The sequence below is a fragment of the Mesorhizobium sp. M0938 genome, from assembly GCF_040319125.1.
GTDB classification, from domain to species: domain Bacteria; phylum Pseudomonadota; class Alphaproteobacteria; order Rhizobiales; family Rhizobiaceae; genus Mesorhizobium; species Mesorhizobium robiniae.
Genome location: NZ_JAMYNS010000001.1, coordinates 272,242 through 290,994, shown reverse-complemented (window position 1 = coordinate 290,994; position 18,753 = coordinate 272,242). Strand labels below are relative to the sequence as shown.

21 protein-coding genes and 1 pseudogene are annotated in these 18,753 nt (G+C 61.1%); 8 read left to right on the top strand and 14 right to left on the bottom strand.

The features are described from left to right. Positions 1–51: 51 nt before the first annotated feature. Positions 52–471, bottom strand: a complete 420-nt coding sequence (locus NKH73_RS01355; RefSeq protein ID WP_352926972.1) for a zinc-binding dehydrogenase — start codon at positions 469–471, stop codon at positions 52–54. Beyond that, positions 455–1,054 carry an alcohol dehydrogenase catalytic domain-containing protein gene (locus NKH73_RS01350; protein WP_352926969.1) on the bottom strand — a complete coding sequence of 200 codons (600 nt, stop codon included), beginning with the start codon at positions 1,052–1,054 and terminating at the stop codon, positions 455–457. The genes NKH73_RS01355 and NKH73_RS01350 overlap by 17 nt, the downstream gene beginning before the upstream one ends. Before the next feature lie 212 nt (positions 1,055–1,266). On the opposite strand from NKH73_RS01350, the gene NKH73_RS01345 reads away from it, so the two are divergent. Then, the gene (locus NKH73_RS01345) at positions 1,267–1,590 is read left to right on the top strand and encodes a winged helix-turn-helix transcriptional regulator (protein ID WP_352926966.1); all 324 of its coding nucleotides are present in this window, start codon (positions 1,267–1,269) and stop codon (positions 1,588–1,590) included. Between the two features lie 391 nt (positions 1,591–1,981). Then, on the top strand, positions 1,982–2,470 hold the full coding sequence (locus tag NKH73_RS01340; RefSeq protein WP_352926963.1) for an RrF2 family transcriptional regulator: 489 nt from the start codon (positions 1,982–1,984) through the stop codon (positions 2,468–2,470). On the opposite strand, the gene NKH73_RS01335 is transcribed toward NKH73_RS01340, so the two are convergent. The 5 genes from NKH73_RS01335 to NKH73_RS01315 form a co-directional block, all read right to left on the bottom strand. Further along, positions 2,453–3,478: a mechanosensitive ion channel family protein gene (locus NKH73_RS01335; RefSeq protein ID WP_352926960.1), complete on the bottom strand. Its 1,026-nt coding sequence runs from the start codon at positions 3,476–3,478 to the stop codon at positions 2,453–2,455. The two genes, NKH73_RS01340 and NKH73_RS01335, sit on opposite strands and share 18 nt — an antisense overlap. 75 nt (positions 3,479–3,553) lie before the next feature. Continuing rightward, a complete protein-coding gene (locus tag NKH73_RS01330) occupies positions 3,554–3,970 on the bottom strand; it encodes a cupin domain-containing protein (RefSeq protein ID WP_352926957.1) in 417 nt (138 codons plus the stop codon). A 62-nt stretch (positions 3,971–4,032) separates the two neighbouring features. Further along, positions 4,033–4,785 carry an SDR family oxidoreductase gene (locus NKH73_RS01325; protein WP_352926955.1) on the bottom strand — a complete coding sequence of 251 codons (753 nt, stop codon included), beginning with the start codon at positions 4,783–4,785 and terminating at the stop codon, positions 4,033–4,035. 160 nt (positions 4,786–4,945) lie between these two features. Next, positions 4,946–5,881 (bottom strand): MBL fold metallo-hydrolase, encoded by a 936-nt coding sequence (locus NKH73_RS01320; RefSeq protein WP_352926952.1) that lies wholly within the window; start codon positions 5,879–5,881, stop codon positions 4,946–4,948. A gap of 96 nt (positions 5,882–5,977) precedes the next feature. Continuing rightward, positions 5,978–6,457 (bottom strand): carboxymuconolactone decarboxylase family protein, encoded by a 480-nt coding sequence (locus NKH73_RS01315; RefSeq protein ID WP_352926949.1) that lies wholly within the window; start codon positions 6,455–6,457, stop codon positions 5,978–5,980. Positions 6,458–6,584: 127 nt separating this feature from the next. Between NKH73_RS01315 and NKH73_RS01310 the strand changes: the two genes are divergently transcribed. Next, positions 6,585–7,523: a LysR family transcriptional regulator gene (locus NKH73_RS01310; RefSeq protein ID WP_352926946.1), complete on the top strand. Its 939-nt coding sequence runs from the start codon at positions 6,585–6,587 to the stop codon at positions 7,521–7,523. 76 nt (positions 7,524–7,599) lie between these two features. Here the strand turns inward: NKH73_RS01310 and NKH73_RS01305 are convergent, their stop codons facing one another. Together NKH73_RS01305 and NKH73_RS01300 are read right to left on the bottom strand one after the other, a co-directional pair. Then, the gene (locus NKH73_RS01305) at positions 7,600–8,010 is read right to left on the bottom strand and encodes a EutQ-related cupin domain-containing protein (RefSeq protein ID WP_352926943.1); all 411 of its coding nucleotides are present in this window, start codon (positions 8,008–8,010) and stop codon (positions 7,600–7,602) included. Between the two features lie 43 nt (positions 8,011–8,053). Further along, the gene (locus NKH73_RS01300; RefSeq protein WP_352926940.1) at positions 8,054–8,992 is read right to left on the bottom strand and encodes an arginase family protein; all 939 of its coding nucleotides are present in this window, start codon (positions 8,990–8,992) and stop codon (positions 8,054–8,056) included. A gap of 142 nt (positions 8,993–9,134) precedes the next feature. On the opposite strand from NKH73_RS01300, the gene NKH73_RS01295 reads away from it, so the two are divergent. Together NKH73_RS01295 and NKH73_RS01290 are read left to right on the top strand one after the other, a co-directional pair. Beyond that, positions 9,135–9,662 (top strand): MarR family winged helix-turn-helix transcriptional regulator, encoded by a 528-nt coding sequence (locus NKH73_RS01295; protein ID WP_352926937.1) that lies wholly within the window; start codon positions 9,135–9,137, stop codon positions 9,660–9,662. Next, entirely contained in the window at positions 9,659–10,651 is a 993-nt protein-coding gene (locus NKH73_RS01290; RefSeq protein WP_352926934.1) for a DMT family transporter, read from the top strand. Before NKH73_RS01295 ends, NKH73_RS01290 begins: the two co-directional genes overlap by 4 nt. A 154-nt stretch (positions 10,652–10,805) precedes the next feature. Here the strand turns inward: NKH73_RS01290 and NKH73_RS01285 are convergent, their stop codons facing one another. Continuing rightward, the gene (locus NKH73_RS01285) at positions 10,806–11,249 is read right to left on the bottom strand and encodes a VOC family protein (protein WP_352926932.1); all 444 of its coding nucleotides are present in this window, start codon (positions 11,247–11,249) and stop codon (positions 10,806–10,808) included. A 32-nt stretch (positions 11,250–11,281) separates the two neighbouring features. Continuing rightward, the gene (locus NKH73_RS01280) at positions 11,282–11,677 is read right to left on the bottom strand and encodes a VOC family protein (RefSeq protein ID WP_352926929.1); all 396 of its coding nucleotides are present in this window, start codon (positions 11,675–11,677) and stop codon (positions 11,282–11,284) included. Positions 11,678–12,038: 361 nt separating this feature from the next. Here NKH73_RS01280 and NKH73_RS01270 point away from each other — a divergent pair. After that, positions 12,039–12,636: pseudogene (locus tag NKH73_RS01270) on the top strand (ankyrin repeat domain-containing protein). Between the two features lie 161 nt (positions 12,637–12,797). On the opposite strand, the gene secDF reads toward NKH73_RS01270, so the two are convergent. Both secDF and NKH73_RS01255 read right to left on the bottom strand, forming a co-directional pair. Continuing rightward, entirely contained in the window at positions 12,798–15,353 is a 2,556-nt protein-coding gene (gene secDF, locus NKH73_RS01260) for a protein translocase subunit SecDF (RefSeq protein ID WP_352926926.1), read from the bottom strand. A gap of 144 nt (positions 15,354–15,497) precedes the next feature. Next, complete coding sequence (locus tag NKH73_RS01255) at positions 15,498–15,866, bottom strand: hypothetical protein (RefSeq protein WP_352926923.1); 369 nt, start codon at positions 15,864–15,866, stop codon at positions 15,498–15,500. A 439-nt stretch (positions 15,867–16,305) separates the two neighbouring features. Between NKH73_RS01255 and NKH73_RS01250 the strand changes: the two genes are divergently transcribed. Both NKH73_RS01250 and NKH73_RS01245 read left to right on the top strand, forming a co-directional pair. Further along, a complete protein-coding gene (locus NKH73_RS01250) occupies positions 16,306–17,382 on the top strand; it encodes a D-alanine--D-alanine ligase family protein (protein ID WP_352926921.1) in 1,077 nt (358 codons plus the stop codon). Between the two features lie 184 nt (positions 17,383–17,566). Then, positions 17,567–18,214, top strand: coding sequence for a VOC family protein (locus NKH73_RS01245; RefSeq protein WP_352926918.1), 648 nt, complete (start codon positions 17,567–17,569; stop codon positions 18,212–18,214). Between the two features lie 133 nt (positions 18,215–18,347). Here the strand turns inward: NKH73_RS01245 and NKH73_RS01240 are convergent, their stop codons facing one another. Next, on the bottom strand, positions 18,348–18,722 hold the full coding sequence (locus NKH73_RS01240) for a hypothetical protein (protein ID WP_352926915.1): 375 nt from the start codon (positions 18,720–18,722) through the stop codon (positions 18,348–18,350). Positions 18,723–18,753 lie beyond the last annotated feature (31 nt).

Here is an 18,753-nt window from a genome sequence, read left to right as displayed (position 1 = left end):
TATTTCGCCGTCGCAACGCCTGGTAATTGTCTGATGGAATCCACCATTTGCTCAACTCATCCGCAAAGCGAGCTTGCCGACGTAGTGCGTGGTAAGCGCTCGGTGCGCATCAGCAACCTGGTCGAACGGGAATGTACGGGCGACATGGACGTCGAACGGGCCAGAGTCGATCAGGCGGTTAAGCTTGTCGGTCGCGTCCTGGCTGCGGGCGCCGTTGTAGCGAATGAGCTGCACGCCGGGCCGGACATTTGGCTCGGGCATCACGCCGTGGGGGCAGGCGATCCGACCGCCGTCGCGCACTGAGGTCAGCGCGTGGTCGGCCGCCCCACCGCCGACGGTAACAAGGGCAGCGTCGAGGCCGCCGGCGGCGAATTCACGAGCGGCCGCCACCACGTCGTCCTTGCGCCCGTTGACGATGGCGTCGGCGCCCAGCCGCTGCGACAGCGCCACGCCGTCATCGCCCGAAGCCACCGCCAAGACGCGGGCGCCCAATCGTTTTTGCGAGTTGGATGGCCATGTGCCCGATACCGCCGCTGGCGCCGAAGATCATTATTGTATCGCCTTGCTTTATGCCGATCTCTTCCAGGCCGCTGAGCGCGGTCAACGCATCCCAGCCCATGACGCCGGCTTGCTCGATCGTGAGCTTGGCGGGGATGAGCGCCACGTTGTCCGCATCCGTTACTGCGTAGGCGGCGTAGGTTCCACCCTTGGGAAGTGGCATGGATGCGGCGTACACCCGGTCGCCTTCCTTGAAGCGGTTGACTTGGCCGCCAACGGCGACAACTGCGCCCGCGCAGTCCCAGCCGAGCACATAGGGGAATGTCAACGGCATTCCGAAAGCCCCGTCGTAGCGACCCTCACGCTCGACCGCGTCCCACGAGGCCACGCCCGCCACTTCGACCCGGATCAGGACTTCGCTCGGCCCGACCTTGGGCACTGACACGGCTCGCACAGTAATCAGATCGGCTCCGCCGAACCGGTCGATGGCGGCGGCCTGCATTGTATCCGTTTGTGCATTCGTCATGCTTTTTCTCCTAAGAATACGGTTGGTCATGAAACCCGCTTGTAGCGGCCGTGAATCGAGCCTCGCCGACGAGCGCGCCGATCCCATACTGTCCAGGCACTGATTGCAGGCATCATTCCGACACCCCATTTGATTGGCGCAACGCTCGGCTCGCTTGTCGTTCGAGGGAGAGTTATGATTTGGGAAGCGCGACACCAATACGCACGGAAGCGTAAGTGGTTACCTGCCGGTAAGGAGGGCAAGTGAACAAACCCACCGAGAATGGTTTTGCAACCGCGATAAAGATGGTCTCCGGCAAGTGGAAGCTAGACATCATCTGCGAACTCGGCGCGACACCACGCAGGTTCGGCCGGCTGCGGCAGTCAATTCCGACGATCAGCGAAAAGATGCTGACGCAGCAGCTGCGAGATCTTGAGGCAGACGGGCTTGTGAACCGAAAATTCCATCCGGGCTCTCCGGCGAAGGTCGTCTATTCGTTGACGGAAAACGGATCGACGCTCTGTGCTGAGGCAGAGGGCTTATGCCGCTGGGGCGAACAGCTCCGTTGCTCGGGTCAGCCGGAATGATCGCGCGCGATGCCCAGCTTGTTGACGCCGAGATTGCTGCGTGAGTGTGCAGGCTGCCTGCGACCACGCTTTGGATCGTATCACGCTGCCCTGATTGCGAATTCGGCTTTGCCATCCAGCGGTATATCGGATTGCGTCACGCTCATTTTGCCTCATCGAGCCCTTCAGACGCTTCTCCCGATCGCTCTCCGGACTGCCGAACGCCTTGTGCAAGCGGCAGTGAGTAGACTGCGTTACACCGCTATGACCGGTGGTCTGCGGATCCTATATGGCCTTGGTCGATGGGAAGTCCTGAGCTGGAGAGCTCCACCCGCCAAGTTTACATGCGACCGATATAGGGATATTTGATATCCATAATATGTGCTGATTTTCTCCATCTCGGAACGGATCAATGATTTTAAAGAGCCAAATCGAGTGGGTGCTGCATTGCTGCGCCATTCTCGCTGGCCTGCCCGATGGGCGCTATCTGTCGACCAAGGCGCTGGCGGAATTGCACGGGCTTCCGAAGGAATACCTGTCCAAGGCACTGCAGAGCCTGTCTCAGGCAGGGCTCGTTCATTCGACCCTCGGCCCATCCGGTGGCTATCGCCTCGCAAGACCGCCGGCTGAATTGACCTTTCTCGATATCGTGGAGGCTGTGGAAGGCAAAGCGCGGACCTTTGTCTGCGCCGATATCCGCGCCAACAACCCTTGCCGCCCGAAGGGTTATTGTGACAGCAGCCCCTGCGCCGTGGCTCGCATCATGTGGGAAGCCGACGAAGCCTGGCGCCAGAAACTGCGCAGCGTCACGCTGGCGGATCTTGGAGAGATACTGTCGCGGGAAACGCCTCCAGCCATCTGGAACGATACTTTCGAGTGGGTCCTAAAGCGCGCGGGATGAGCGCGCTTCAGGACTCGGAGCGAACTCGCCGCTGGTTGTCACCGGCACATAAACGAGGCTAGCGGCAGGCATAGCCAGCGAAAGACCGCTTGCCCCGCATTGATCATGGATGAGGTCGATGATCTCGTTCCTGGCTGAGATCACCATGGCGAGACTGGGGACGCGGAACTGCAACTCCACTTCGATTGCAATCGCGTCGATGGTCTTCAGGGCGACGGCCGGTGGCGGATCCTTGACGATCCGGCTGCTGGCTTGCAGCACGGACCGCATGGCTTCCTCGACGAAGCATGGCCTTTGCCCAGCCGCAAAGCGCGCGGTCAACACGATCTGATGCGTCTCGTCGGGGCGGCTGAGGCTGGTCAGGCCTTGCCTCGCCAGCATACTGTTTGGCAGCACGACGATGTTGTTCGCGACGGTCAGCAAGTTGGTGGAGCGCCAGTTGGTCTCGGTGACACGACCCGCGGTGCCGTCGTTCAATTGCACCCAGTCGCCAATGGCATAGGCCTTGCCGAGCGTCAGTGCGATGCCGGAAAAGACGTCGCCGAGCGTATTCTGTAAAGCCAGGCCCAGGATGACGGCAACGACGCCCGAGGTCGTCACCAGGGTGGCGATCGGCATGCGGAAGACGAAACCCATGACCGACAGCGCCACGCCGAGATAAATGACGGCTACAGCCATATCCAAGATGAGGTGGGCTTCCCGCGGCTTACGATTGAGTCTGACATAGATATGGAGGAAGCCGATGATCGTCCACGCGAGATGGGTCCACCAGAGAATTCTGGCCGATTTGGAGAGCAGCGCGGCAAAACCCTCCGTGTAGACGTCATCGGGCCGATGCGGAGCGATGCCCCCCATGTAGAGTACGAGGCTCATGCCGGTGAAGAACAGGATCTGGACGATCAGGCGGTCTGTCAGACGGTTCCTGCCTTGGACGTGCCATACGACGATACCGGCAATCCCCAGGATGTTGATCAGAAGGAGCGGCAAGAAGTTGTCATCGCCAAACATAGCCAGGAATCACCGATAACGGTTGATCGCGTCGAAGAACGGCCGTGCACCGGATCGGGCGCCCGGCCTGTTCATCTATTTCTTGATCGGAAACGTCAGTTCCTGCTGGGCGGTATCGACCACGAAGACCGCGAGCAGCTTCGCGGGCTCGGTCTTACTTGCATTCTCGCTGACGCCGTGGCGATCGCCCGGCAACTCCGAAAAGCTCTCGCCGGCCTCGTAGACCTTCACAGGACCGTCATTGACCTGACTGCGTATCGCTCCTTCGAGGACTGTCGCGTAGATGAAGGCGGACGATGGGTGTGTGTGGCCGTCTGAGAAACCGCCCGGACCGTATTCGACCAAAACACCTTTCATGCTTTTGCCGGGAACGTTCGGCAGCTCGTGCTCGTAGACAAGCGTGACCTTGGCATCCTTTTCGCCGGCGTCACGGGCAGCGGCCGTCGCGGACAAGAGAGCAGTCATGGCAAGGGCGAGAATTGGCTTGATCATGTCGAAATTCCTTTTCTTGAGGGTTGGACAGTGCGGAGCATGTGGCGGCGCACCGATATCGATCATTTGCGGGCAGAGGTTGCGAACCACTGCTCGAACGTGATGTGGCCAAGGCGCGGATTGTTGTCGGAAACGAGTGAGCCGTCCTCCAGCCTGGCGCCGAAATATCGCGCCTCCGCATCTGCCTCGACTTTGCGTCCATCGCCCACCGCTTTCAGGTAACGGGCAACGAGTTCATTGAGCCGGATACGTTCCGGACCGGAGATCTCGACGACGCCGTTGATCGGCGCTGCAGTCGCAACGGCGGCCATATTGGCGGCGACATCGTCAGAGGCGATCGGCTGCACATAGGCCGGCGATAGACGCACGGTGTTTCCGGTCGTGCCGGACTGGGCGATACCGCCGAGGAATTCCATGAATTGCGTCGAATGAACGATTGTATAGGGAATACCGGCCCCCCGGATGATCTTTTCCTGGGCGACCTTGGCGCGCATATAGCCGCTCTCGGGCAGGCGATCGACGCCGATGATGGAAAGGGCGATATGGTGTTTCACGCCGGCCGCCTTTTCGGCAGCTATCAGGTTGCGACCCGATGTCTCAAAGAATTCGAGGACGGCCTTATCTTCGAAGGACGGTGAGTTTGCGAGGTCGATGACGACAGAGGCGCCGGCGAGTGCTTCGGCGAGACCCTCGCCGGTAATCGTATTGACGCCAGTGCTCGGAGCGGCGGCAATGACTTCATGGCCTTGCTTACGCAGGCGGTCGGCTGTCTTTGAACCGATGAGGCCGGTGCCGCCGATGATGACAATTTTCATGAATTTCTCCATTTGCGAGCGCCCAACGCGTCGCATTGTTCATTCTTTTTCAGAGGGTGGTTGTGGGTCAGGCCTGTCTTATGAACCCGTGGATTTTGCCGGCCAAGCCGGCGTGGTTATGAAGGCTGCACGCCCGGCGCAGCCTTGATCCGACAAGCCATCAGTAGTCCCAGAAGACCGGGACCCAACGGAAGTGGTCGCCGTCGACCGCCACCCGGCCGACGGACGGGAACGGCAGGTGAGTGGCAACAAGCTGTTCGCCGGTCGCCGCGAGCTCCGTCAGGAGACGGACCCGAACGCGGGCCGCTTCCTCAGGGTCGTGTTCGAAGCCGTTGTACCAGTCGGGGTGTTCGAATCCGACGGTGAACACGGCGTCCCCGGCGAAGGTCAGCCGGTCGCCCCCGGATGCAAGGCGGACCACACTGTGCCCGGGAGTATGGCCGCCGGTGCGAGAGACGACCACACCCGGCGCGACCTCGTGCTCGTCGTCAAACAGCCACAGGTGATCTCGGTACTCGTTCGCGAACCGCTTGGCAGTCGACCGAAGCGCGTCCGGGAACCCCTGCGGCATGTCGACGTGGGTGAAATCCGGCGACTCCCAGAATTTGACCTCAGCCGCCGCCACGTGGATCCGCAGGTCCGGACGCAGCTGGTCTTTCACACCGTCGATGAGCAGCCCGCCAATGTGGTCCATGTGCATGTGGGTCAGCACCACGTCGGTCACAGACGCGAGATCGATGCCGGCGCCCTCCAGTCGCTTGATCAATTGGCCGGCCCGCGGCAGATTCAGGTCCGGGTCCAACCCTAGCCCGGCGTCAACGAGTATAGTCTGTTCGCCGCTACGGACCACGACCACGTTCAGCGACCAGTCGAAAGCGTCCTGGGGCAAGAACATGTCGTTCAGCCAGGCCATCCGCACGGCCGGGTCGGCGTTGTGTCCCAACATCCTGGTTGGGAGCGGCAGCACTCCGTCGCTGATCACCAGGACCTCGATCTCGCCGACCCTCACTGCATAGCGCGAGGGAACCAACTCTTCGGAGCCTGATCTGCCGGGGATTGGGGTGTTGTTCAGGTTCATGTCTGTCTCCTGTTTCACAAAATGCCTTTATTCGCGTCCGCCGTTGCGGCGTGCGCCGTTCGATGGGTCGTCAGGGGGAAGGGCCTAGCTGAGACCGGCTTGGCTGAGACCGGCCTAGTTAAGACCGGCCTTGTCGAGGCCATAGAGCTTGTCGGCCGAGCCAGGCACGGTCTTGAAGGCGATACTGGCGCGGTTCCAGGCGTTGATGACCATGATCGAAAAGGTCAGGTCTGAGATTTCCTTTTCGGAGAACTGGCCACGCACGCGCTCGTAGAGCTCATCCGGAATGCCGCCTTCCGGCAGTTTCGTCACCGCTTCGGTCCAGGCGAGGGCCGCGCGTTCACGCGGGATGAAAAGGTTCGATTCACGCCAGATGGCGACGTGGTAGAGCCTGAGTTCGGTCTCGCCATGGATCTTGGCTTCCTTGACATGCATGTCTAGGCAGAAGGCGCAGCCGTTGATCTGCGATGCGCGGATTTGCACGAGATCTTCGATCTTCTGTTCGATGGCGCTGTCCTTCAGGGCCATGCTGAGGTCCGAAAGCTTCTTCAGGAGCTCCGGCGATTTCTGGGCATAGTTCAGGCGCTGGGTCATGGTTTTCCTCTAATTAAGGATATTTGACATCCTTGAGGACAAATAATATCTGTAATTTATGAGACGTAAAGACCTTTCGACCCAAGTGGCGAACATAAGGCTTATGTCGAGAACGAAGGGGACGGTTATGGACATCGTTTGCGCGTTGCGGGCATTCCTGCGGGTTGCCGAGGCGGGCTCGTTTTCAGCTGCTGCCATCGATCTCAAGCTGACGCAGCCTGCGGTTTCCCGACAGGTTTCGGCGCTGGAGGCCCAACTCGACACGCGTCTTCTGCATCGCTCGACCACGGCATTGGCGCTCACGTCCGAAGGCGAACGGATGATCCCGATGGCGCTCAGGGTTATCGAAGCGGTGGAAGCACTCGGCGAGTCTGCCGGTCCGGTGGGAACTGCATCTGGCAAGGTCCGCCTCTCCCTGCCTGCACCGTTGGGGCTTTATATAAGCGACCGGTTCGCAGCCTTTCTCGACCGCCATCCGGAACTTTCCGTTGAACTGTTGTTTCGCGAAGAGCCGTCCGATCTGATTGGAGAAGGCATCGACCTCGAAGTGCGCCTTGGCCCTGTTGCCGACTCCAGCCTGATATGCCGCAGGATCGGCTGGACGACGGCCTTTCTCGTCGCATCCCCGAGCTATCTGGAAAAACCAAGCATGCCGAGAACCCTTGAGGATCTGAACCGCCATGACTGTATCTGCTATAACCGCGGCGGCGGCGGTCGTTCCTGGAAGTTTTCCAACGGGGCTGATGAAGTCGCGGTGCGGATCGCTCCGCGACTCGTCGTGGACAATGCCGTTGCTGTTCACCGCGCCGTGCTTGCCGGGGCCGGCATCGCGATCCTCACCCATATCCTGGCGGCACCCGATATTGGCGCCGGGCGATTGATCAATCTCGTGCCCGACTTCCCGCCGGCCCGCCTGCCGATCAACCTGGTCTACTCTTCTCGGCGCAACATGCCGCTTCGCGTAAGAACCATCATCGACTATCTCGTTGCGGCGATGCGGGAAGATCCGTTCATGGCTTCATCCGCTTCGGGACCAGATGAATCCCGCCTTGCGGGGAAAGCATAAGACGCCGACGATCGAGCGGATCGGCGGTGCATCACGCTGCGTTGCGACGGCGGTTCGCCAAAACAACAGGGCTAGCTTATGCCCTTTCCACCGGGCCGCTCATTGGGTGGTACGATTTGAGCAGGTGCGCGTGCTCAGAATGCTCCTGCGCGTCCATCCAGTGTGGATAACTTACGTAAACGGCCTCGGTATCGTCTTCGGCCGCTTCGTAGGCGAGCGCGGTACCTTTTGTGAGAAAGATGATTTCACCCGCCTTGGCGGTCTTTGCATCGTCGGCGGTCCGGATCGTAAGGGCACCCTTGGTGACGATGAGGACTTCGTCATACGTGACGACCCACTCATTCTTTTCCCCTTTCCTCTTGTTGCGATAGTAACCCGCGCTCATGTGGCCGCTGTTGGATTGATCGAGGACGTCGCCTACGAAAATCTCTTTGTCGAGGTACTGGAAAAATTTGGCGTCTTCGTTCGTGTAGTGGCTGACAGTCATTTCTCTGCTCCTAAGCCATGGATTCTCGAAACGAGGGCGACGCTCACCCTGAATAGCCTTGCGGCTTTGGCCAAAAGGATTCGCCGCGCCATGGTGCCGCCGTTCCCAAGGCTGCGGCTAGCACATCGGCCAAGCCGCGACCGGCGCTGCCGTCTTCGTCAAGGCGCGGATTGTAGATCGTGACCTCGAGGCCGACCGCTTTTCCGCTCGCGAGGGCGATGCGGAGCGCAGCCTCGAGCTCGTCCCACGACAGGCCGCCCGGCACACGGAAATCGACTGCCGGCATGATGGCGTCGTCGAGACAATCGGCGTCGAGGTGGATGAAAAAGCCGTCCAGTTCCGCTCGCACCAGGTGGTCAAGTGCGGCGCGGGCGGCGCTTTCCACACCCATGCTGCGTATAGCGTGGAGATCATAGGCGCGGAGCTCAGGGGGAAGGGGCTGGCTGCCGAATTTGGCTTGGTCTTCGTGATCGCGAAAGGCGAACGCCACGGCATCCTCGGGTCGCACCAGCGGAGAACGGCATTCGATATTGGTCAGCAGCGCCGGCCCGTATCCGGTGAGGAAGGCAAGGTCCATGGACGCGCCCTCGCCGTTGGGCTCCGCCTCGGGCTGGAAGAAGTCAGCATTGCCGTCGATGAAGAGCAGGCCATAGCGGCCGCGCCGCTTGAGGGCGAGCATCGAGCCCAGCACGATCGTGCAGTCGCCGCCCAGCACCACTGGAAATTCGCCCGCATCCAACACCGCTTCTACAGCATTCGCCAGCTTGGGAGACCAATCCGCGATGGCTTTGGCGTTCAGCGTCCGCGTGTCGGGATCGGGCGTTGGATTCTTCTGCGGGACCTGAAGCCGGCCGGCGCGCCGCGCGCCGATGCGCTCGGCCAGGCCGAATCCAAGAAGCCTGTCGGGGAGGCCTTCGACACCGTCGGTCGCCAGACCCAGCGTGGAAGGTGCCTCGATGATGGCATAAGGATGCGTGGACATCGAATCCTCCTTTTTCTCATCCCATCAGGACCGGTGCCTGACAGTTGCGGCATCGATCGTCGGGTCTTGTTACAACAGCTGAATGCCCAGACCCTCAGGCAGGTTCCCTTGAATATGTATTCCGAACGAATATAATTGAGAAATGACACGTGACATAACGCCCAACCTGCTCGGCGCCTTCGCGCTATCTCTCACCGACGAAATCCTGGCCGCCGGCAGAAAAGCCTCGGGGCTCAGTCCCAGCGGATGCGCGGCCGTTATGACGCTTGGCCCTTATCCCGGCACAACCATCAAACTGCTGGCCCGCGCCCTCGGACTGACGCATTCGGTCGCCGTTCGCCTCGTCGAGGATCTCGTCTCGGACGGGCTGGTCAAGCGCAAGCCGGGCAAGGACCGCCGGGAAGTCGAGCTGCGGCTCACGGCCAAAGGCCGCGCCTTGCGTGCGAGGATCGTCACGGCACGCGAGCAGGTGCTGGCCGACGCGTTGGCCGCAATCGATACTCGTTCGACGCAAGTGCTGGGTAAAGTCCTGGCAACAATGCTGACCCGGCTGACACGGAGCCGCGCCCGCGCCGACCACATCTGCAGGCTTTGCGACGAAGACATCTGTGCGTCCGACATCTGCCCCGTGGAACGCGAAGCTGTGCGCCTGACCGAGGAGGCGTCATGAATGACAAGGCTTCCAAACGACGCCCCGCGTGGCGCCCGAAATTCTGGCAGGCGATCATGGCGATGGTTCTGTCCGCCGCCTGCTGGGGGCTGGCGACCGTCATGACCAAGGGCGCTCTGTCGGTCGTGCCGCCGTTTCTGATGCTGACCATGCAGCTTAGCGCGAGCATCGCATTTCTATGGCTTGCCGTCGGTGTCACGCGGCAGACGGTCCATCTCGACAAAGGCGCGACGAGGCTCGCGCTCTCCGGCGTGCTGGAACCGGGCCTTTCCTATGGCGTCGGCGTACCAGGGCTTGCGCTCACCAGTGCCGCGGCCGCCTCGGTCATCGGCGCGACGGAAACCGCGCTGGTCACGCTGTTTGCCTGGTTGATGCTCAAGGAGCGGCTAAAAATCCATCTTCTCGTCATGATCGCCGTGGCGATGGGCGGCGTGGTGCTGATCACGGCAAGCGCTGCAGAAGGCGAGGGTGGAGGAAGCGCCGCCGGCAACCTGCTCGTCCTGCTCGGCACGGTTTTTGCGGCCCTCTATGTCATCAACTCGCGTGTGCTGATTGCGGACGTCGCACCGCTGCCGCTTGCCGCCATGCAGCAGAGCGTCGGCTTCGTCTTCGCTCTGCTGCTGCTGATAGGCAGTTGGCTGTTTGGGCTGGAGCATTTGCCGGAATCGATTCCGGCATGGCTGATTTTCCTCGCGCTTGCCTCGGGCGTCGTCCAATACGCGCTTGCCTTCTGGTTCTATCTGATAGGACTTCAAGTGCTGCCGGCGGGAACGGCCGCTGCGATCCTGACCTTGATTCCGGTCTTCGGCGTTGGCGGTGCGATGGTTTTCCTCGGCGAGGAGCTGACGCCGCCGCAGTGGCTGGGCTGCACGATTGTCATCGCCGCAACGGCAGCCATGACCTTGCTGGTCAAGAAAGAGAAAGACGAAGGCGCAGCGGAATGTGACATGCATGATCGATCCCGAGTCGGGCGCCAAATACTGCCGTAAGCCGCCGCTTTTTCAGCTCCGCTTCTTTCGGCCGGAGCCGACAATAAGTAGAGTGGCGCCGGGTCGCTCCCGCGGCGGACGCCAGTTCATGTCACAAGGACGCGCCCCCCGCGCCGACGTCCGGGGTTCTTCCATCGCTGTTTTGGGTACGGGATCAGCCCTGCGGCTTCCAGTCAGCCGACGGAATGACGTTGACCATCCACGGGACGCCGAACCTGTCGATCAGGGAGCCGAAGCCGGGCGACCAGAAAGTCTCGCCGAACGGCATGATCGCCTTGCCGCCTTCGGACAGTTGGTCGAACCAGCGCTGGGCCTCGGCCTTGTCTTCGGTGTGCAGGGTAACGTCGAAGCCGTTCTTGGGCTTGTCGATGTTGGGAGCCCATTCCACGTCCATGTCGGCGCCCATCAGCGCTTGGTTGCCGACATCCAGCCAGCAATGCATCAGCCAGGTCTTGTGCTTCTCATCGGAGATCGGCATGCCCGGAGGCGCGTCGCCGTAGGGCATGGCAGCGGTGATCTTCCCGCCAAGGACTTTGGCATAGAACTCGAAAGCCTCGCGGCACTGGCCCCGAAAGCTCAAGCTGGTCACGATTTTCATTGTCGTCTCCTTTCTGATCGAGCGTTTGACACTCAGGCGAGATTGAGCTGCCAGGACACGCCGAAGCGGTCGGCGACCCAGGCGAAGCGCTGGCTGAAACCGTAATCGTCCAACGGCATCAGCACCTTGCCGCCCTCCGACAATTCGGCGCAGAGCCGTTCCTGCTCCTCGCCCGACGTGCATTCGATGAAAAAGGACCAGGACGGGGTGAAGTCGAACGCGTGCTTTACCGGGCTGTCGCTGGCCAGCACGCTCTGCCCGGCAACCCTAAAGCGGGCCAGCTTGATGCTGCCCTCAGCGCCTTGCTCGCCCTTCTGCCAGCGCGTGACATCGAGAACCTCGCCATCGTCGAACAGCGAGACATAAAGGTCCATAGCCGTTTCGGCATGGCCGCCCTGGAACATGAGGAATGGTTGCATCGTGGACATGGTCGCTTCCTGTGTCAGATCCTCAAGGAGAGCGTCGTCGGCGCCGATTGACGCTTCCTCATCTACGTTGATCTCAACGTAGGAAGTCCGTGGATGTCAATCTTTCCAAATGCACACTCCTGCCAACCTTGGCTTCGAAACCACGCTTCTGGTGCGTGACACATGCCTGTGCCTGCATGCGCAACACAGAAATCCTCTTCGGGCTTTATCCAGACGTCGTAGCTGGCGACCGCAGCGATTATTCGGCAGGATAACTTGGTCCGTCATGACAGGAATCAGGAAAATGCTTCGCCGATCTGTCCTCGCAGGTGTCGCTTCCCTACTGCTGCTGGCGGCCACTCTCATTGCGACAGGAGAAACCATGAGCGAAACTTCATTGCATGCAGCGGCCGGAAAAAACGATGCCGCCACGATCGCCAGGCTTCTGGCCAAAGGTGCGGAAATTGACGCGCGCGACGATGCCGGCGCCACCGCGCTGCTGGTCGACACGCACGCCAACCGGATCGACGATCGAGGCCGGCGCAGACGTCAACGCCAAGGACACGATCCAGGACAGTCCCTACCTCTATGCCGGTGCCCACGGGCATCTTGAAATCCTCAAGATGATGCTGATGCACGGGGCCGACCTGAAAAGCGTCAACCGCTATGGCGGCACGGCCCTCATACCTGCCTCAGAGCGAGGCCACGTCGAGACGGTGCGCACGCTGATCGAGGCCGGCGTCGCCGTCGATCATATCAATAAGCTCGGCTGGACCGCGCTTCTGGAGGCGATCATCCTCGGCGCTGGCGGCGAGCGGCACCAACAGATCGTCGACCTGCTGGTTAAAGCCGGCGCCGACGTCAACCTCACCGACGGCAAGGGGATGACGCCGCTCCAGCACGCCCGCGCGGGCGGCTATAAGGAGATCGAGGCAACCCTCTTGGCAGCCGGCGCGTCTGAAGGTCCGGCACATCGATGAAGGGAAGGCAATCGACGAAACCCGCGTTCTCGACGAAGCCATCGAACTCGCCCGCGCCAGCATAGGCAAGGGCGGCTGTCCCTTTGGCGCGGTGCTGGTGCGGGACGGCGCGGTGGTCGCCACCGGCGTCAACGAGATCCTCGCTACCGCCCATCGTTGCGTCATGAGGCGGGTCGCGCCGGCAGCTCTTTCGCCGGTGCGGCGTCTTCCGGACTGAGGGCGCCCGGCCGGAGCTTGAACAGGATCAGCAGCGGGCCGGCGACGAAGATGGAGGAATAGGTCCCGGCGAGGATGCCGAAGATCATCGCGATCGTGAAGGACTGGATGACCTCGCCGCCCCAGATCGAAAGCGCCGCCAGCGCAAACAGCGTGGTCACGCCGGTCAGGACCGTTCGCGCCAGCGTCTGGTTCATCGACAGGTCGAGCAACTCGGCGATCGGCATCTTCTTATAGCGGCGCAGGTTTTCGCGGATCCGATCATAGACAACAACCGTATCGTTGATCGAATAGCCAACGATAGTGAGGATCGCGGCTATCGAGGTCAAATTGAACTCTATGCCCGCGACGACGTAGAAGCCGACCATCAGGATCACGTCGTGGAACGTCGAAATGATGGCGCCGAGCCCGAACTGCCACTCGAACCTGACCCAGATGTAGACGAGCATTGCCAGCAGCGAGGCGAGCACGCCCATTGTGCCGTTGAACGCGAGTTCCGAGGATACAGTCGGACCGACGACTTCGATGCGGCGGAACTCGTAGTCGGCTTCGAGCGCGCTTCTCACTTTCTGAACGGCGGACTGTTCGGCAACGTCGCCGCCCCCCTGGGTGCCGATGCGTATCAGCACATCCCGGGTCGACCCGAACTCCTGCACCTGGACTTCGCCCAGTTCGAGACCCGTCAGCCGCTCGCGGATGTCGCCGATGTCGGCCTGCTGACCCTTCGCCTGCACCTCGATGCTCGACCCGCCGCGGAAGTCGATGCCGTAGTTCATGCCGACAGTGAAGAACGCCGCAACCGAAGCGATCGACAATAGCAGGGACAGTGCGAAGGCGTACTTTCGGAATGCCATGAAAGGCACGCGCGTATCGTCGGGCACCAGGCGCATGACGCCGCTGGGCATGGCTTTCGGGCGCTGCCGGCGAAGCCAGAACGCGACCAGCCAACGCGTCAGCGTGAACGCCGTGAACACGGTGGTGACGATGCCGATGGCGAGGGTGACGGCAAACCCCTTGATCGGTCCTGAGCCGAGAAAGAACAGGATGACGGCGGCGATCAGCGTCGTCACATTGGCGTCGACGACGGTCGCCAGCGCCTGTTTGAACCCGGAATCCATCGACTGCACGATCGAGCGCCCTTGGCGGCTCTCTTCGCGGACGCGCTCGAAGATGATGACGTTGGAATCGACCGCCATGCCCATCGTCAGCACGATGCCGGCGATGCCAGGCAACGTCAGCGTCGCGCCGAGAATGGACAGGACGGCGATGATCAATGCGACGTTGGCCAGGAGCGCGATGTTGGCGATCAGGCCCAGTCGTCCATAGGCGAACAACATGAAGCCGACGACCAGGAACCCGGCGACGATTGCCGCGAACTGTCCCGCGTCGATCGAATCGCTACCGAGGCTGGGGCCAACGGTACGTTCCTCGACGATGGTGAGGTCGGCAGGCAGCGCGCCGGCGCGCAGCAGGACCGCAAGGTCGTTCGCGCCTTCCACCGTGAAACTGCCGGATATCTGCCCGGTGCCGCCCAGGATCGGTTCGCGGATCTGCGGCGCGGAGATCACCTCATTGTCGAGAATGATCGCGAACAGGCGCCCGACATTGGTCTGAGTAGCCTGACCGAAGCGGCCGGCGCCGCGGCTGTCGAAGCGAAACGAGACCACCGGCTCGTTGGTGCGCTGGTCGAAGGTTGCCTGCGCGTCGACGAGGTTTTCGCCGGAGACGATGATCCGGTTCTCGATCAGATGGGGGACCCGCGGCTCGTCCGTCGAATACATGACCGTCGAGCCCGCCGGTGGCCGGCCGGAGATCGCCTCCTCGACCGGAATCGAGTGGTCGACCATCTGGAAAGTCAGCTTCGCGGTCTGTCCTAGGATATCTTTCAGCCGCTGCGGATCCTGCAGGCCCGGCACCTGGACCATGATGCGGTCCGATCCCTGGCGCTGGATGATCGGCTCGGTCGTGCCGAGCTCGTTCACGCGCCGGCCCACCACCTCGATCGATTGAGTCAGCGCCGCGGCGATCCGGTAGTCGATCCCGGCTTCGGTCAGCGTAAAACGCAGCAGGCCCGGCTCCGGCTCGGTCATCTCCATCTCGGTCACGGAGCCGCTCATGAAAAGTCCGGTCGAGATCGGCTGCGTCAACTTTTCAAGCGTGCTCTTCGCAGCTTCGATCTGAGCTTGGTCGCGAATGCGGACCTGGATCGAACTGGCGGTGCCGGTAAGCCCGGTATAGCCGATCTGGGCGTCGCGCAACGATGTGCGGACCTCGTCGCGGGCCGATTCGAGGCGTTCATTGGCGAGATCCTGCCGATCGATCTGGAGCAGGATATGCGAGCCGCCCTGCAGGTCGAGCCCCAGCGTCAGCCGCTGCTTTGGCAGCCAATTCGGCAGCGATGCCAGAGTGGAGGCGGGAACCAAATTGGGCGCTGCGTAGAGGATACCGGCCAGGACCGTCAGCCAGATGAGAATGGTCTTCCAGCGCGAAAAATGCAGCATATTTTTATCCGTTCAGCCCATATCGGGCGGAAACCGCCTCCGACAAGTGCTTTGGCGTTCCGATCGGCGAGCAACCCGATGAGAGCCCGAACGGAACGCGATGTGAAAGTTTTGGAAGTCGGGGCCGCGGTCGCGCGGCCAAGGTCATGCCGTGAGAAGCGGAGGCGCGCGCGCATCGAAGGCGCGGATCGGCGACAGGTTCGGCCCGTCTTCAGGCCGTACAGCAAACGGTGCGGCTGACGCGGTTTCGAGCGGCAGGTGCAGATCCGGGATAATGCAAAAGGGCTTGCCGTTTCCCGCAATGGCAGGCGTTCCCGTCTTGAAACGGGAAGTCTCGGCAGCAACACGGCGCGCAATGTCGCGGACAAGGAAAGTCGGGTGTGTGGCGGGCTCGGTTGCGCCGAGCCGCATCTGCTCCTTGGCAAGGTGCTGTCCGACGTGGTCGGCCGTTGCCGCAGGGATGGTCCAGATCAAAAAGAGCAATGAAGCGAGCAGCCGCAGACCAGCACCCATGCTGAGCAGAATGCCGGGCCTTAAGCTACCCTGTCTTCGACCGCTTCGTCTCATCTCACCGGTACGGTTCGTCATACACTGCGGCAAAATACGCTTTCGCCGTCGTTGCCTCGGTAAGCGGCAAGCCGCCCTCATGGTCTAACTATAGCACTTGCATCGCGAATTGAAGCGCACCTTTCACGTGCTCAAAGAGGCCGTCCTCCTGGCATCGTCAGATGCGCATCCTGTTACGGCCGCTCACAGGAGAAGACCGCCCCAAAACACCCCCTTTTCTCGGATAGGTATTGAACGGACAGATCAAAGTTCGTATACCGGTATACGAATAACCATTCTGTATAACTTTCGCCACCTCGTCAGGGAACATTCAGGCTGAGCGCCAAGACGCGGGCCCAACGTGCCCACTGACGGAATCCCCCTGCCAGACCATTTGGAGATGCCCATGGCCGACACCTCGAACAGGCTGCGTATTGCAGTCCTCTTTGGCGGACGCTCCGCCGAACATGACGTTTCGGTTCTGTCGGCAACCAATATCATGCGTGCGCTGGAACCCGCGAAATACGAAGCCGTTCCCATCTTCGTCACCCGCCAAGGACAATGGCTGCTGAGCAGCTTCGCGCACGGCACGCTGGCGAAACCTTCGAGCGGTACGGAAGTCTGTCTGGTGCCGGGCGGGCAAGGACGGGTGTTGGCGATCCCGACGAATAGTGCGCCCCACGAACTGCCTGCCATCGACATCCTGTTTCCCGCCCTGCACGGCCTCCATGGCGAGGACGGCTCCGTGCAAGGGCTCGCGGAGGTGGCGCGCGTTCCGCTCGCCGGCTGCGGCATTCTCGGTTCGGCCACAGCCCTCGACAAGGACATTGCCAAGCGGCTGCTGAACGAGGCGGGCTTGCCCACCGCGCGGTCCATGACAATCGAACGCGACGCCTCACCGGCCTTTGCGGAACTGCAGAGCGCGCTTGGGCTTCCGCTTTTCATCAAACCGGCCCGGCAGGGCTCCTCTGTCGGCGTCAGTAAGGTTTCGGCTGAAAAAGACTACGGGGCAGCGCTGACGGAAGGTTTTAGGCACGACCGCAAGCTGTTGGCCGAAGAATTCATTCGAGGCCGTGAGATCGAGTGCAGCGTGCTGGAGGATACGCAAGGCGGGCTCTTCGTTTCCCGTCCCGGCGAGATCGTGCCGGCACAGAGCCACGGTTTCTACAGCTACGACGCCAAATATATCGACGCGGACGGCGCGGCGCTGAAAGTCCCTGCCGAACTGCCGCAGGAGATCGAAGGCAATATCCGCGAGACAGCGGCAAAGGCCTTCCGTGCGGTCGGCTGCGACGGCATGGCCCGCGTCGATTTCTTCGTGACGCCGGACATGCGCATCCTCATCAACGAGCTCAACACCATTCCCGGCTTCACCGATATCAGCATGTATTCCAAGGCGATGGCGGCAAGCGGCGTCAGCTACCCCGAGATCATCGATCGGCTGGTGGCGCACGGGCTGGCACGCGCTGGTCGATCAGCGTGATGGCGAAGGCCCGGTCGCAAAACTCCTAAGTTCTGTTTCGCACTATTAATCGCAGGAGAGCACTAAAGGCGTGGTTCTTGACGATCTCACGCGAATTTTGCATTTTGAAAATAGCGCTACGTAGGGTGCACCGGCTTTGGGCCGACTGGGCAATGCCCGCCTGCGAACTTCAAAGGTAGCGCCTATGCCGAACCTCGAAAACCTTAAGAAGCAAGCCAAGCAGTATTTGCGGTGGCATCGCGAGCGGTATTATCCGGTCGCGGCCCAGATCCGGGCTGCTTTGCCACGATTTCAGCACCTGGACGATACCCAGATACTGGAATCCAGCTTCAAGCTAAATGACGCGCAAGAACTTGTCGCGCGTCAATTGGGATTCGAGGGATGGCAGGCGCTCAAGTCAGGAGCCCATGCCATGACCACTCAAACCAGACAGAACACCCCCCGCCCCATTCTGAGTTCCGCCTCTGCGCAACTGTTCGTCTCCAACATCAAAGCGTCGTGTGACTTTTTCGCGGACAAACTCGGCTTTGCAATCGACTTCGTTTACGGGGACCCACCGTTCTACGGGCAGGTTATACGTGACAAAGCGCAGCTCGCACTGCGGCTGGTCTGCGAGCCTGTATTTGTTGACGATATACGACAACGCGAACATCTGCTCTCCGCCTCAATCACGGTCGATACGGCAAGCGAGATCAAGCGCCTCTTTCTGGATTTCCAAGCTGCCGGAGTGGATTTTCACCAGACGCTCAAGAAAGAGCCGTGGGGTGCTCGAAATTTCATTATTCTGGACCCGGACGGAAATCTCATACTGTTTGCTGGTCCGGCCGACTGAACATATCCTCGAATCTCCGGGCACCGCCTGGATCGTCGCGACGATTTTGCGACCGGGACAAGATGCGGTAGCCGCTCGGTCTCTTAAGAGGATTGCCGAAGATGATCGATCGGGTTGAATAACTTGCTGTGGCCTATGACGCCGAAGACCTTACCAACGGCCCAAAAAAGCCGATGATACGCGTTATCCGCTTCTGGCTGGAATCGAGGAAGGCGATGTCCAAACCCTCAGGGAAGAACGATCCATCAGGCATCACAAACTTCCACGCAAAGCGAGCGATCCCGTGATGAACATCCACGTCACTTGTCCGTAAGATGCGGGCACCGGGATGCTTGGCTAGAACTCCTGCGATATGCGCGAGCAATTCTTCCACGCCAGCCGCATGGACCGTAGGGTCCGTGTACGTTGCGCCCTCGCTCCAGATCGGCAACAGCAACGCCCGCCGCTGCTGGGCGTTCTCATCCGACCAGGCAGCACAATACGAATCGATGAGAAGCGTCAAAGGCATCCTATTTTCCCCTAATGCAGACCGCGCCTGG